Below are 15,182 nucleotides of genomic sequence, written 5' to 3'. Positions count from 1 at the left end.
GAGGCTATGAAGTTTGATGACGAGAACTTAGCTCTAAGATTTAAGCAAATGTTGCATAATTCCTGTAAACTCATTACTAGCGTGAATACTTACATAGCCTAACATACGAAAAGTTTCAGTTGATACTTTTTCTAGCCTTGTATAAGTCTAAAAATATAATCTAGCAAAGGGTCTTTGCCTTCAATCAAATCTTCTAATGAAAGGTTGATGTATTTATCAGGAGGAACTCCGGATCCAACCGGAACAGTTTTGTCTTTTATATAATTTTCAACTTTTACCATAGACATTACCATTACAATTTTGGAGTTTGGTAACTCATAATATACAGGAAACTGTCCATTAAAAAAGTAATATCCTCCACCGGTTTCTTCGCCAACTAGCATAGTATCATCATCATTTTTTGCATTCAAAGCGAAAGTAGAAGCCGCAGAAAAAGTAGCTCCTCCAGTTAACACATATACTTTTCCTTTAAATCTATTTTGATCAGGAACCATAATGGCCTCAAGATCATCAAAAGTAAGTTTCCATCCATCATAAACGGGATGATTATTAAATTTATCAGTTAAAAATTGCTTTTCATTAAGAAATGTTCTGGTTGCATATTCTTTTTCGGGTACTGATAAAGAAATTGAATACTCACTAACTATTTGTTTAAATGGTTTTTTGGCTATAAACGAATACAAGTGAACAGAATTTGGCCGAAAACCCCCATCGTTATTGCGGATGTCAATAATTAGATGTTTAATCTTCTTTTTCTTTAACTCTTTAAAAATCTTTACTAGATTAGATTTAAATCTTCTGATATCAATTCCAAAAGAATTGACTACCAAAACAGCTGTGCTAATCTCTTCTTTGTAATAAACAAAAGGATCTTTTGTATTTATGAATTCATTAAAAAAGTCAAACCCATTTTTTTGTTGATGAAACTTTGCGAAATACGAATTTCTTTTGGTGTTTCTCAATTTTACAATAACAAAGGGCTCTGCTTTCAGGTCAATAGATTTTTTGGTTCCGTCTGGTTCTGTGTATTCTATCTTAAACTGTTTGGTTAATCCATATTCGTACGCATAAAATAATCCAAACTTCAGCTCTATATCTCTATATTTTCTTGTAAGGTTATGACCGTCTGTAGCGGTATATTTTTTTAAGCTTTCAATAATTTTAAAGGTCTCATGGTCATTTATTTTGGTAATCTTAGAACCGATAGGGATTCCAAAATCATCAGTATCAGTATAAAAACTGGTGTTGATGATTTTAAGAATAAGAGGAAAATAATATTGCTCTGTTTTTATAGTATTAGGAGCAAAGAGAAGAAGATGACCGTCTCTTACTTGGTCGGTTATTTTAAGCATTTTCTTATACAAATCTATATCAGAGATATTATTTGTGATAGAATTTTTTGTTTCCTCGAAAAGATAATCCAAAGAATCTTGTTTAATATATTCATAAAGACTAGGGTGCCCATTTTTTAGTATATTTTCAAAGACTTCGAAATCCTTTCTTGCGTCCAAAGAATCTAAATGCTTCTGGGCATGAAGAATATTAGTAATTACCGAAAAAAGGACAATGAATGTTATTTTCTTCAATATAAAATTTTTGCAATGGTATATTCTTAATTGAATAACGTTTTTGGGTGGTAGCTGTTGCAATCTTTTTGTATTTCCCGATATAAAATTAGTAAATTAATACATTACAGAGACGTTAAAAATAAGTTTAAAAAAAAGAACATGTCTAGTAACATGTTCTTTTTTATATTACGTGATCTTATTTGTTAATTTAACTTTCTAAGCTGTTTTTGGATTTTCTTTATAGCCGACTCAATAGATTTCTCCGGCTCTATAACATTGTACTCTCCCCAAAATTTTGGATCTGAGAATCCAGAAGCTTCATCAGCAATAACTACTGAAGATTTTAATCTATCTTTTGGCTTCAGGGTTTCATTATCTAAATTTTTCTTCCAATCTGTAACTGCCATTTCTACATTTAACTTATATACTGAATTAAATAATTTCTTCTTCCAGTTTATTTTTATGGTCAAATCTATTCTTCCGTATCCATAATACCATTTCCCATCTTTTTCGCGATAGTCAATATTGTAGGTGGCCTCAGTAGGATAAACTTTAGCATTTCGTGGTTTTTTTCTAACGAACATTTTGCTTACTTCTTCTCTGTTTTCTGTGTTCAGGCTAAAAATTGCTTTGGTCATTGCAAGCGTTTCAGCATCTATATATAATTTTCCATAATACATTGGCTCTTCTATAGTAGGGCGTTGTTTGAAATTTAATACATAAATGTTACGATCATTAATTTTGGTTGAATTATCGAAACTGAATAGGTATCTTTTAATCAGATCCTCTGAAAAAAGAATATCGGGGTTTTTCATTACATCGATATATAATGTACTTGTGGGTCCGCCCTGAAGTTTTACAGTTAAGGTATCTAGCTTTTTATAATCTGCGCTTTTTCTGGCCTTAAATAGCTTGATAATATCTGTTTTTCCAGATGAATAAGGGTTTTTATACACATCGACGACGGCCTCAGATAGGGAAACGTAACTTCTTCGTCTTTTTATGGTTTCTCTATAGAAAGCAGTCATGATTGTATTATCACTAAGATAATTAGTTCCCTTTTTCTTCATGACAGCACGAATAAGGGCTTCTGGATCTCTTGGATCAATACTTACTTCTGATAATTCTATTATAGACAAATCAAGTTTTATTTTCATTGATTTTCCTTTAAATTCAGAAAGTCCGATAATTTTATCTCTATATCCAAGATGCGATATCGTTATCCTATTGTCTACCATCTCTACTGGAACTTTCAACAAAAACTTTCCTTCGTCATTGGTAACGGTAGAAATATTGGTATTGTTTACTGAAATTGTTGCAGATACGATAGGTCTATTGCTTTCACTATCCAGAACTGATCCTTTAAATTCATTGTAATTTGAAGGATCCTGGGTGTCAATATCCTGTAGATATGTTACTGCCTGTATATGAGTAGAATATCCACAAGTCAAGATGATGAGCAATAAAGGGATCAGTCGCTTTTTATAAAAAAATATACTTTTTTGGTTCATGGTTTTTGTGTTTAATTTGAAATTCTATTTAAGAACCTGTAATCTTTACATACAAGATAATAAAATTAATAGAAGTATTATGTTAATACCATTAAAACAATGAGTTATTTGATCATTAGAAACTAATGGTAGTCGTAATGATCACCAAACCAATTTTTTAGTTTGATGTTTAATATTTCAGTGGTAAAAGGCTTTGTGATATAATCATCAAGCCCTTGGCCTATAAATCGTTCTGCATCACCTGGCAATGCATTTGAAGTAAGAGCAATTATGGGAGGGATTTTAGTGTGTTTTTTTCTAATGAGATCACATGTTTGTACACCATTTAAACCAGGTAGATTGATATCCATCAGGATTAAATCATAAGTATCTTCCCTAAAAAGCTCTACAGCCTTTTTTCCGTTTTTTGCAATATCTACCGTACAGCCTAAGTACTTTAAAATCTGTTTGGATACTAATATATTGGTGTCAGAATCTTCTACCAATAAAACATGTAGGTTATATTTGTGATTATTGATATCGACATAGCTCTTATCTTCTTTTGTTATTACTGCATTTGAAGTTTTTGCCTCAAAAGTGAACCAAAAATTACTTCCTTTTCCAAGCTGACTTTGTACGCCTAATTTTCCTTGCATTAATGGGACCAGTTTTTTGCAGATTGCTAAGCCCAAACCGCTTCCTATACCTGAATGAATTGAAGCTTCATGAAATTGGCTATAGCGATTAAATAACTGCTCCTGATCTTCTTTGGTGATACCTATTCCAGAATCAATAACTTCTACTTTAATGATCAACTCATCACCTTTTTTCGATACAATTGAAGCATTAATATGTATAGATCCTTTATCTGTAAATTTAATGGCATTACCAATAAGATTAGAAATGACTTGTGATAGGCGATGACTATCAGCAATCATATTTTCTGGTAATTCTTCAGAATATGTTAAAATTAGGTCGATATCCTTTGCTTTTGCGGTAGCAAGAAAAAGATCTATGTTTTGATGTATAGTGTCCTTAAAATTGATAGTAGTGGGAGAGAGCTTAAATTTTCCGGACTCCATTTTGGAAAGGTCTAAAATTTGATTTAGGATTTCTAACAAATTATAAGAAGATTTCTGGATGGTGCTAACATATTCTTTTTGGATACCGTCTAGCTTAGTGTTTCTAAATAGTAAATCAATCATACCAATGACACCTACCATTGGAGTTCGGATTTCATGACTCATATTAGCTAGAAAATCATGTTTGAATTGTGAAGCTTTGAGTATTTGTTGATTTTTTTCCTTTAGTTTATCCAGATTGCGACCACCAAACATAGCAAACAATCCCAAAAATAACGGAGCAGTATCTATGATATAATGAACAGGGTAATTTTGTTGAACGAAAATTACAGATTCCCATGTAAACTCAAGTCCAAGCTTATTAATATCCATAGATGTGGCAAGAATAGGGAATATTAATCCAAATACAATTCCATAGAAAGTATATTTAGCCGCCTCAGATTTAAACCATAATTCTCGCATCATAATTAGTAACTTTGATTGAGTTTTTTACTTCAATTAGTACTTTAAAATTGGAGGTAATTGGGTTTTAGCCAGGGGATTTTTTGGAAGTTAAATATACTTTTTTTTAAAATACCAGCCTTAAAAGAAGTCTTAAAAAAATCCACGATAAAATTTTATCGTGGATGCTAAACCTTACTTTCTGAGATTATGACTTAACCTTTGAAAACGTATTTTTTTAATTTGTATCCTTCTATTTTTATTAAATATGTTTTTGGATCATTTAGATAATGGATGTAGTCATCAACCTCACCTTTATCTAATAATCTTCCGTCCATAGAGTACAGACTATATTTAAGACCTTGTGGCACTTCTATGATATGTTTAAAGGTTTTTTGGTCAGTGCTTTGTTGGCACGTATCATCAGCTAAGAATCTATTGATAAAAGTAACTCTTCCTTGTTTCTCTCCTTCAAGGGTAACGGTAGCAGTCGAATCTATGTCTATTATACCAGAACCTGATAGATCACCTAAAATTATTAAACATGCGTTTCTTACTTTTATTCGAGCTCCTGCCTCCAAATGAAGACTTTCGGTAATAAAAATAACGCCTTCTTCAGTATTTTCGTCCAAACCATCGATCACAGTATTTTCTGTAACATACATAAGTTTGTAGGAAATGTCAATTTTTGTATTTGCAAATGTAATGCTTGTTAAAAACAAGGCTAAAATGGGTAAAAGTGTTTTCATAAAGTCTGGTTTTTCAGGGTTAAACCTTAATTCTTAAAAAGTAAGTAAAAACCTACATAAAATGATTTTTTATCGCTGTAAAACATAAAATCAACGACAATATACAATATTTTATGTTAAAAGTTTATTTTTTCGGCGCATATTATTGATTTTTTTATAGAATAATACTTAAAGAGTATCGCTCATCCCTTGTAAACACTTGCAATTGAACGAATGTTAAATTTTTAGATTTTATTAACAAAAAAGAGTTTGAAATACGTTATCAAATTGATTTTTAATAGCTAACAAGTAACTTTCAAATTTTATTATCTGTATTTGTTTTATCCTTTAGTTGTACTGATTGTCGACATTCCCAAAAACTTAAATACTATGTAACGGTTAAGTTATTGTTGTACGCTCAGCAATTTAATAATTGATTTAGATTTTTTTACAAGTCGTTTTTGACCATAAAATAGATATCCCTGATTGTTTAACTTTTCTCTATATTACTCGTACCTAGAAAATCGAATGTAACATAGATAATTTCAAAATCGAATATTTTATGAATTAATTAAAAAATATTATTAAATGTAACGTTTTTGTTTCTAGGGATTTAAGATTTGAATATCATATTTTTTCGTTAAAAAATTATTTTTGAATGGTATACATCTTTCATTTTATCTAAATTACGCACTTTTTGCGTAACAAATTCTCAATATTTGCGTCAAATTGCTAATAACTAATCTCAATTTAATAACAGAATGAATATAAAAATGAAAAAAGTATTTTTTTTAGCTGCGTTTGTTTTTGCTTTTGTAAGCTGTAAAAAGGAAACAAAAGAGAGTAAAGATGTTGCTGAGGTAGAAAAAACTCCAGGAATAGTATTGGATAATATGGACAAAAGTGTTAGTCCAAAAGAAGATTTCTATAATTATGTAAATGGTACCTGGATGAAGAATACAGAGATCCCCGCAGATCGCACAAGATGGGGAGGATTTGGTGTACTTCGTAAATCGACCGATAATGATGTGCTAGAAATCTTAGCAAATGCCAAAGAAAGCGGAAAATACGGAGCCGAAACTGATCAGGCAAAGGCCCTCGCTATCTTCGATACAAAACTAGATACCATTGCTAGAAATGAAGCAGGCATTAAGCCTTTAGAAGATGCTCTTAATGATATTGAGTCGATTAAGAATCTTACAGACTTACAAACAGTTTTAGCCAAAAACCCTTCTGTTTCTTCACCATTTATGGGTATAGGAGTACAAGCGGATTTAAATAACAGCTCGATGAATGCTGTTTATCTTGGTGCCAACGGATTGGGACTTCCAGAGAGAGACTATTATTTGGACCAAGATGAAAAATCTAAAGAGATTCGTGAGGAATATAAAAAACATATTATAAGAATGTTGCAAAAGTTAGGAGATTCAGAATCGGATGCTTCAGCTGCTGCAGATAAAATTCTTGAATTAGAGACTCAACTTGCTGAACCTAGATTAAATAAGGTAGAAAGAAGAGATGCGCGTAACTATAATAATCCTAGAACGATTGCTGAAGCTGATAAGATGCTTTCAACAATTGACTTCAATAAATTAATCACAGATCTTGGTATTGAAAAAGAGTTTGATACTATAATAGTTGCCCAATTAAGATACACAAAGGCACTAGATGGTTTCTTAAAAAGTACTCCAATCGAAGATATCAAAACTTTGGTGAGATGGGATACTTTTAATAGTGCAGCTAATCGACTAACTACCGATATTGAGCGTGCGAACTGGGAGTTTTATAGTAAGTATCTAAGAGGGCAAAAAGAACAACGTCCTGCAAAAGAACGAGCTCTAGCTACGGTGAATGGAACTGTAGGAGAGGCCTTGGGGCAGTTATATGTTGATGAAAAATTTCCACCTGAAGCAAAAGCCAAGGCAGAGAAAATGATCGCCAATGTAATTGAAGCTTATAAGGCTAGAATACAAAAATTGGATTGGATGGGCGAAGAGACCAAAACTAAAGCTATAGAGAAACTCAACAAGTTTACGGTTAAAATAGGATACCCAGATAAGTGGGAAGATTATTCTGAAATGGAAGTGTCTGCCGATAAAACTTATTTCGAAAACATGGCTGCTGTTAGTAAATGGGCACAAGACCAGAATTATGACGATATAGGTGAGCCTGTTGATAAGACAAAATGGGGAATGTCTCCACAAACAGTGAATGCATATTTCAATCCACTTAATAATGAAATTGTATTTCCTGCAGCTATCTTACAACCTCCATTCTATAATTATACTGCTGATGAAGCTGTGAACTACGGAGGTATCGGAGCTGTAATAGGTCATGAAATCTCACATGCATTTGATGATAGTGGAGCTCGTTTTGATGCCAATGGAAATCTTAAAAACTGGTGGTCAGAAGATGATCTTAAAGCTTTTACCGAAAGAGGAAACGCTCTAGCAGAACAATACAGTAATATTGAGGTGCTAGATAGTGTATTCATTAACGGGAAATTTACCTTAGGTGAAAACATAGGAGATCTAGGAGGCGTATTAGGTGCTTATGATGGGTTACAATTACATTTAGCCGAGAATGGAAGACCAGAAAATATTGATGGATTCACACCTGAGCAACGTTTCTTTATGTCATGGGCTACTGTATGGAGAACAAAAATTAGAGAGGATGCGTTAAGAACTCAAATCAAAACAGATCCACACTCTCCTGGTACGACAAGAGCTATTCAACCATTGTTAAATGTCCAGGCGTTTTATGATGCGTTCGACATTAAAGAAGGTGATAAAATGTATTTGGCTCCAGAGAAGAGAGTGCAAATATGGTAATATCAGCGAAAACAATAGTAAAAAAACCTGCAGTAATGCAGGTTTTTTTATTATTCCTTATTTATCGATTTTCCTTGATTTCATTCATGAGTAAAAAAGCTTGATTTACATGCTCTTTTTCCAGAAATAATGTAAAATAGTTAGAAGTGGATATGACTTCGAAAACAGGAATTCCTTCATAGGCTAGTAGTCTAAAAATGTAAAAATATAAACCAATCACTTTAGAGTTATCTTCTGGTAGTGCAATCGACATAGAGGATAGATTATCTGCAACAGATATACATGTTTCATTCTTAAAATGCTTTTCTACAATATCTTTAAGAGATGAAGTTACCAATATATTACTTTCCTGAAAATTACTTGAATAGGTAAAGTAGGCTTTGGTTTCATTTTTTACACTATTTAGTAAGTTAGATTGACTAGTTAATATCGTATTGGAGTTTAGAAAGGTATATTCCGTTATTCCCGATCTCACAACAATATCCCCTAAATTTCTAAGATTGTCTATATGTTTAATTTGCTTCGGGTGATAGCGCCTTAGAGCCATGACTATAGAACCTGGTTTCACGGGTTTTCTCATAATTTTTTCTACCTGTGGCCTTAAGTCTATGGCCAAAGAACTGAAATTGATAATATCTCGAGATAAAGCATCTTCTAAAAAAGGTTGATGCCTTAAGATATTGTGCACACAGTCAGTGATAGTTTTCATTGTTATATATTTAACATAAAGTTCAAATTTATAAAATTTAGTTTAAAATATTTATTATTTGTATATAATTAACTACTTATGTACTGTTAAAACAATTTAAAAAAAGAGATTAATGAAAATTTTAAAGTTTGGGGGAACGTCGGTTGGATCTGTTGAAAATCTAAATAAGGTTAAGGAAATTCTTATTTCTGATCAGGAGAATAAAATTGTGGTATGCTCTGCGATGTCTGGGGTAACAGATCAACTGGTCCGTCTGGTAGAGAATATTAAATTTAACGATACTGAGGCTATAACCAGAAATCTGAATAGACTTGAAAATAAACACATTGACGTTATCGATGCTTTAATAGGAGATCAGGAAACCAGAAACGCTCTTAAAAAGGGACTGTCTGCTATAATCACTGAAATGTTTGATGTATCTAGCCAGGAATATTCTGAGATCATTAACTCTAGGATTATTACTTATGGAGAAACTCTTCTTACCTATATTTTTTCAGGCTATCTCAACTTTATCGGAGTAGCCAATGTATTGTTGGATGCAAAAGAATTTATGTATATCGATTCCGTTGAAAACCCTAATATAGAAAAGGTTCAGAATAAACTAGAAAAAGTTTTGGAAAATAGTATTCAGTCTTCAATATATATAACCCAAGGTTTTGTATGTCGAGATAGTGATGGTCGAATAAGTCATTTAAAGAGAGGGGGTAGTGACTATACGGCCACTATCATTGGTTCAGCTTTAAATGCTTCAGAGATACAGATCTGGACAGATATAAATGGTCTGCATAATAATGATCCAAGATATGTTGATGAAACACAGCCCATCGCTCATCTAACCTATAATGAAGCTGCAGAACTTGCTTATTTTGGGGCTAAAATTCTTCATCCTCAAACAGTGTCTCCCGTTGTTGATAAAAACATTCCTGTACTCTTGAAGAACACTTTTGATCCCGAAGCATCAGGAACTATAATATCTAATAAAACCCATAAAAAAGGTCTTAAAGCAATTTCGGCAAAAGATGGAATTACCGCAATAAAAATCAAATCTAACAGGATGTTAATGGCTCATGGTTATCTAAGAAGGATTTTTGAAGTTTTTGATAATTTTCAGACCTCTATAGATATGATTACTACCTCTGAAATAGCAATATCACTTACTATTGATAATACTGTAAACCTGGATAAAATTGTAAATGAAATAGAAAAATATGCAGAGATAACGGTAGAACCAGATCATAGTATTATTTGTATTGTGGGAGAATCAGTTATTAATGATAAAAACTCATATAAACTTTTTGAGATATTAAATTACATTCCGGTGAGGATGGTTTCCTACGGGGGGAGTAATAATAATATTTCAATTTTGGTGGATACCAAAGATAAAATACCCACTTTAAGATTTTTGAACGAAAAACTGTTTCAAATGAAGGAAGAAGTAGTTGTATAGATTGTTTGTTATGTGATTTATGCAGAAAAGTAGGACCTAAGCTTTTAACATCTTTCATACGTGATATAGTCATAGGTCTGATCTTATGAACCTGAAAATACTTAATATTTTCAGGTTTTTTTCTTAAAATATGGCAAACAAAAACTGAGTTTCAAAAAATGAAACTCGCCAGACCTATTTTTGCGCATATATAAAATTTTGAATATGCTAATTAAAGTTTTTGGGAGCGCTGTCTTTGGTGTTGAAGCAACAACTATAACCGTCGAGGTTAATATTAATAAAGGAATTGGATATCATCTTGTTGGATTACCTGATAATGCTATCAAAGAGAGTAGTTATAGAATAGCGGCTGCTTTACAGAATAATGGGTATAAATTACCGGGAAAGAAAATTACAATTAATATGGCACCTGCAGATCTGAGAAAAGAAGGTTCTGCATACGATCTCACCCTGGCACTTGGGATTCTGGCGGCTAGTTCACAGATTAAAAGAGAAAAGGTTTCTGAATATCTGATTATGGGCGAATTGTCCTTAGATGGAAGTTTGCAGCCTATTAAAGGAGCGTTACCAATCGCCATTAAAGCACGTGAAGAGGGTTTTAAAGGTTTTATTCTTCCAAAACAAAATGCAAAAGAAGCGGCTATTGTTGATAATCTTGAAGTATTTGGGGTAGAAAACATCAAAGAAGTTATAGACTATTTTGATGGTAAAAACAAATTAGAAAAAACGAGGGTAGATACCAGGGAAGAGTTTTATGCAGCACTTGATAATCCCGAGTTTGATTTTGCTGATGTAAAGGGACAAGAAAGTATAAAACGCTGTATGGAAATCGCTGCAGCTGGCGGGCACAATATAATCCTGGTTGGTCCTCCTGGAAGTGGAAAAACAATGCTTAGTAAAAGATTACCTAGTATTTTACCACCTATGTCGCTGCAAGAAGCACTTGAAACTACTAAAATACATAGTGTAGTTGGACGTATTAAAGATAATATTGGACTTATGGCACAACGACCATTTAGGAGTCCTCATCACACGATATCGAATGTAGCATTGGTAGGGGGCGGGAGTTATCCTCAACCAGGCGAAATTTCATTATCTCACAATGGAGTATTGTTTCTAGATGAATTACCAGAATTTAAAAGAGAAGTTCTGGAGGTAATGCGTCAACCTCTTGAAGACAGGGAGGTGACTATTTCTAGAGCTAAGTTTACGGTTACTTATCCTTCAAGTTTTATGCTGGTAGCTAGTATGAACCCCAGTCCCGGAGGGTACTTTAATGATCCAGATGCTCCTGTTACGTCGTCACCGGCAGAGATGCAACGCTATCTAAGTAAGATCTCGGGTCCCTTATTAGATAGAATAGATATTCATGTTGAAGTCACACCAGTTCCTTTTGATAAGCTAAGCGAAGAAAGAAGAGGCGAATCCAGTGTTGAAATTAGAAAAAGAGTTATAGCAGCTAGAGATATTCAAACTAAAAGATTTTCTGAGATGTCAAATTTACATTATAATGCGCAAATGGGTGTAAAACAGTTACGCGAGTTTTGTAAACTAGATTCAGACTCAAAAAAATTGCTTAAAACAGCAATGGAACGCTTAAATCTTTCTGCCAGAGCATATGATCGAATTCTAAAAGTTTCACGAACCATCGCAGATCTCGAAAGCTCAAGAAATATAAATGGAGATCATATATCTGAAGCGATACAATATAGAAGCCTTGATCGAGATGGGTGGTTGGGATAAAATTTTGTTTTATGGCAAAAGAGTTTTTAACTTTTTTTTAGTATTCATTCAATATAAATAATCAGAAGCATGAGTTACATTTAATTTCTTAATCAAAAAACCAAAATATGTATACAAAAATGTCAAAAATACTTGCGGTATTTCTGTTCACAATGTTTTTAGGGTTCGTTTCTTGTAAAAAGGAATCTAATTCAGAAACAGCAACAGAAGAAGGTCAATTATCTATTGATTTTGAAAAGTATAAATTAGAAAATGGACTTGAAGTGGTATTGCATCAAGACAAATCCGATCCAATTGTATCTCTGGCAATCCAATATGGAGTAGGCTCCAATAGAGAAAAAACAGGAAGAACAGGATTTGCTCATTTATTTGAACACATGCTGTTTCAGGAATCTGAAAATGTTGGTCAAGATCAGTTTTTTAAGAAAATTCAGGATGCAGGAGGTACACTAAATGGCGGGACATGGCAAGATGGAACAATATATTATGAAGTTGTTCCTAAGAACGCAATGGAAATGGTGATGTGGCTAGAGTCTGATAGAATGGGTTTCTTGATCAATACCGTTACCAAAAGTGCTTTTCAGAACCAACAAGAAGTTGTTCAAAACGAAAAAAGACAGCGAGTGGATAATAGACCATACGGGCATACCAACTGGGTAATAGATAAGAATATCTTTCCTGAAGGGCATCCGTATAATTGGCAGGTAATAGGGGAGCTGGTAGATTTGCAAAATGCTACTGTTGAAGATGTGAAGGAGTTTTACGATAAATATTATGGTCCAAATAATGCTACTTTGGTACTGGCAGGTGATTTTGAAATCGATGAAGCCAAAAAGATGATTCAGAAATATTTTGGAGAGATCAAAAAGCGTCAACCCGTAGAGAAACTTCCGGTACAAAATGTTCAATTATCAGAAACCAAAAGATTTTATCATGAAGACAATTTTGCTACTACGGCTCAATTAAATATGGTATGGCCTACAGTAGAGCAGTTCACAAAAGATGCGTATGCTCTGGATTTTTTGGCAGAATTATTGGCAGAAGGAAAAAAAGCTCCTTTGTATAAAGTGCTGGTAAAAGAAAAAGAACTGACTTCTGATACTAATGCATGGAATCGATCTATGGAGTTGGCTGGGAAATTTAGGATAAATATTACAGCAAATGATGGGAAAAGTTTGTCAGATATTGAAGCTGGTGTTTTTGAAGCATTTAAAAAGTTTGAAGAGGAAGGAATTACAGATACCGATATAGAAAGAATTAAAGCTGGTTTAGAGACTGATTTCTATAATGGGATAAGTAGTGTTTTAGGAAAATCTTTCCAGTTGGCACAGTATAATGAATTTGCGGGTGATCCAAGTTTTATAGCGAAGGATATCGAAAATATTAAAGCGGTATCCAAAGACGATGTTCTTAGAGTGTATAATAAATACATAAAAGATAAACCCTATGTAATTACTAGTTTTGTGCCAAAAGGAAAGACAGATTTGATAGCAAAAGACTCAAAAAAGGCAGCAGTTGTAGAAGAAGAGATAAAGGAAAATGTTGAAACTGCTGTAATTGATGCAGAAGAAGAAATTCAAAAAACTCCATCAGCATTTGATCGTACTATTGAACCAGTACAAGGAGAATCTCCTAAATTAAATATTCCAAATTCCTGGAATACAACACTGTCCAACGGAATTAGAGTGTATGGTATAGAGCACAATGAACTACCTCTGGTGAACTTTAGTTTGGTAATAGAAGGAGGACAACTATTAGATTCTTTTGATAAAGTTGGGGTTGCTAACCTTATGACGGATATCATGATGGAAGGGACAGCGACTAAAACTCCAGAGCAATTAGAAGAAGAAATAGAACTACTAGGAGCTTCAATTAATATGTATACGACCAGAGAAGCAATTATTATTCAAGGTAACACGCTGGTGCGTAATTTTGAGAAAACTGTAGACCTGGTTGAAGAAATTCTAATGGAACCAAGATGGGATGAAGAAGAGTTTGGTAGAATTAAAACAAAGACCATTAATGAAATAAAAAGGTCCGATGCTAATCCTAATGTAGTTGCAAGAAATGTATATAATAAAGTGCTTTATGGCGAAGAGCACATGTTTGCTTATCCAACTGTAGGGACTATAGAATCAGTAGTAGCGATTACCATCAATGATCTCAAGAAATTTTATGAAAATAATTTTTCTCCTTCTATAAGTAAGTTTCAGGTGGTAGGTGATCTTGATAAAGACAAAGTACTAGCCGTATTAAAAGATTTAGAACGTGCCTGGGCTAGTAAAGAAGTTACTATTCCTGAATATAAAATCGTAAACAATAGAGATAAGTCATCCTTATATTTTGTAGATATTCCAAATGCGAAGCAATCGGTAATAAATATAGGAAATATTGCTATTTCCAGAACTCACGAAGATTACTTTCCGGCTACTGTTATGAATTATAAACTGGGGGGATCCTTTTCTGGGAACTTGAATCTAATTCTTAGAGAAGAAAAAGGGTATACATACGGTGCAAGATCTGGATTTAGTGATTTTAAAATACCAGGAACATTTACAGCTTCGTCTAGTGTTAGAACCAATACTACGTTCGAATCTGTCAAAATCTTCAAAGATGAAATCACAAAATATCAAGAGGGTATTTCTGAAGAGGATTTAGAGTTTACCAAAAATGCATTAATAAAATCTAATGCACGTAAATTTGAAACTCAAGGGGCATTATTATGGATGCTTCATGAAATCAACAAATATGATTTGGATCCTAACTTTATTGCCGATCAGGAGGATATAATCCGTAATATGACTTTAGAGCAACATAAAGCGCTTGCTAACCGATATCTCGATGCGTCTAAAATGGCTTATTTGGTCGTTGGTGATGCGGCGACTCAGTTTGAGCAGTTCAAGAATGCAGGGTTTGATGAAGTATTAATGTTGAATAAAGAAGCTAATGAAGTTAAATTTTCAGAAGTAAAAATGTAGTAAAAAGAAAAAGTCAAGAAGAGTTCTTTAATTAGGGTATGAAAAATTCATGCCCTTTTTAATTATAAAAACGGGAAAACTGTGTACTCATTCAAATTTTATGAACTATTTCCTGTTCTTATTAACAATTCATCTACTGTCCTATTAGAAATCAATATTTTTAGG

9 protein-coding genes are annotated in these 15,182 nt (G+C 33.1%); 4 read left to right on the top strand and 5 right to left on the bottom strand.

What is annotated here, in order from left to right; translation table 11 throughout:
• Nucleotides 1-131: 131 nt before the first annotated feature.
• The 4 genes from ACFSJT_RS16150 to ACFSJT_RS16135 all read right to left on the bottom strand — a co-directional run bounded on the left by ACFSJT_RS16150 (nucleotide 132) and on the right by ACFSJT_RS16135 (nucleotide 5,330).
• Nucleotides 132-1,586: a S41 family peptidase gene (locus ACFSJT_RS16150; RefSeq protein ID WP_378321370.1), complete on the bottom strand. Its 1,455-nt coding sequence runs from the start codon at nucleotides 1,584-1,586 to the stop codon at nucleotides 132-134.
• Between the two features lie 185 nt (nucleotides 1,587-1,771).
• Entirely contained in the window at nucleotides 1,772-3,079 is a 1,308-nt protein-coding gene (locus ACFSJT_RS16145; protein WP_378321369.1) for a carboxypeptidase-like regulatory domain-containing protein, read from the bottom strand.
• A 122-nt stretch (nucleotides 3,080-3,201) separates the two neighbouring features.
• Nucleotides 3,202-4,605 (bottom strand): ATP-binding protein, encoded by a 1,404-nt coding sequence (locus tag ACFSJT_RS16140; RefSeq protein ID WP_378321368.1) that lies wholly within the window; start codon nucleotides 4,603-4,605, stop codon nucleotides 3,202-3,204.
• A 191-nt stretch (nucleotides 4,606-4,796) separates the two neighbouring features.
• On the bottom strand, nucleotides 4,797-5,330 hold the full coding sequence (locus tag ACFSJT_RS16135) for a hypothetical protein (protein WP_378321367.1): 534 nt from the start codon (nucleotides 5,328-5,330) through the stop codon (nucleotides 4,797-4,799).
• 752 nt (nucleotides 5,331-6,082) lie between these two features.
• On the opposite strand from ACFSJT_RS16135, the gene ACFSJT_RS16130 reads away from it, so the two are divergent.
• Nucleotides 6,083-8,140 (top strand): M13 family metallopeptidase, encoded by a 2,058-nt coding sequence (locus tag ACFSJT_RS16130; RefSeq protein ID WP_378321366.1) that lies wholly within the window; start codon nucleotides 6,083-6,085, stop codon nucleotides 8,138-8,140.
• Between the two features lie 61 nt (nucleotides 8,141-8,201).
• On the opposite strand, the gene ACFSJT_RS16125 is transcribed toward ACFSJT_RS16130, so the two are convergent.
• Nucleotides 8,202-8,849 carry a hypothetical protein gene (locus tag ACFSJT_RS16125; RefSeq protein ID WP_378321365.1) on the bottom strand — a complete coding sequence of 216 codons (648 nt, stop codon included), beginning with the start codon at nucleotides 8,847-8,849 and terminating at the stop codon, nucleotides 8,202-8,204.
• Nucleotides 8,850-8,961: 112 nt separating this feature from the next.
• Here ACFSJT_RS16125 and ACFSJT_RS16120 point away from each other — a divergent pair, with 112 nt between their 5' ends.
• The 3 genes from ACFSJT_RS16120 to ACFSJT_RS16110 all read left to right on the top strand — a co-directional run bounded on the left by ACFSJT_RS16120 (nucleotide 8,962) and on the right by ACFSJT_RS16110 (nucleotide 15,017).
• Nucleotides 8,962-10,296, top strand: coding sequence for an aspartate kinase (locus ACFSJT_RS16120; protein WP_378321364.1), 1,335 nt, complete (start codon nucleotides 8,962-8,964; stop codon nucleotides 10,294-10,296).
• A 204-nt stretch (nucleotides 10,297-10,500) separates the two neighbouring features.
• Nucleotides 10,501-12,039: a YifB family Mg chelatase-like AAA ATPase gene (locus ACFSJT_RS16115; protein WP_378321363.1), complete on the top strand. Its 1,539-nt coding sequence runs from the start codon at nucleotides 10,501-10,503 to the stop codon at nucleotides 12,037-12,039.
• Between the two features lie 119 nt (nucleotides 12,040-12,158).
• Nucleotides 12,159-15,017 carry a M16 family metallopeptidase gene (locus tag ACFSJT_RS16110; RefSeq protein ID WP_378321362.1) on the top strand — a complete coding sequence of 953 codons (2,859 nt, stop codon included), beginning with the start codon at nucleotides 12,159-12,161 and terminating at the stop codon, nucleotides 15,015-15,017.
• Nucleotides 15,018-15,182 lie beyond the last annotated feature (165 nt).

Source organism: Aquimarina celericrescens, from assembly GCF_042682765.1.
In the GTDB taxonomy this organism is placed as follows: Bacteria; Bacteroidota; Bacteroidia; order Flavobacteriales; family Flavobacteriaceae; genus Aquimarina; species Aquimarina celericrescens.
The sequence above is the reverse complement of the archived record's forward strand: the minus strand, read 5'-3'. Positions and strand labels throughout refer to the sequence as shown.

Excerpts from the sequence above, each read along its gene's own strand:
- ACFSJT_RS16145 (WP_378321369.1), bottom strand. The coding sequence starts at position 3,079 with ATGAACCAAAAAAGTATATTTTTTTATAAAAAGCGACTGATCCCTTTA.
- ACFSJT_RS16140 (WP_378321368.1), bottom strand. The coding sequence starts at position 4,605 with ATGATGCGAGAATTATGGTTTAAATCTGAGGCGGCTAAATATACTTTC.
- ACFSJT_RS16135 (WP_378321367.1), bottom strand. The coding sequence starts at position 5,330 with ATGAAAACACTTTTACCCATTTTAGCCTTGTTTTTAACAAGCATTACA.
- ACFSJT_RS16130 (WP_378321366.1), top strand. The coding sequence starts at position 6,083 with ATGAAAAAAGTATTTTTTTTAGCTGCGTTTGTTTTTGCTTTTGTAAGC.
- ACFSJT_RS16125 (WP_378321365.1), bottom strand. The coding sequence starts at position 8,849 with ATGAAAACTATCACTGACTGTGTGCACAATATCTTAAGGCATCAACCT.
- ACFSJT_RS16120 (WP_378321364.1), top strand. The coding sequence starts at position 8,962 with ATGAAAATTTTAAAGTTTGGGGGAACGTCGGTTGGATCTGTTGAAAAT.
- ACFSJT_RS16115 (WP_378321363.1), top strand. The coding sequence starts at position 10,501 with ATGCTAATTAAAGTTTTTGGGAGCGCTGTCTTTGGTGTTGAAGCAACA.
- ACFSJT_RS16110 (WP_378321362.1), top strand. The coding sequence starts at position 12,159 with ATGTCAAAAATACTTGCGGTATTTCTGTTCACAATGTTTTTAGGGTTC.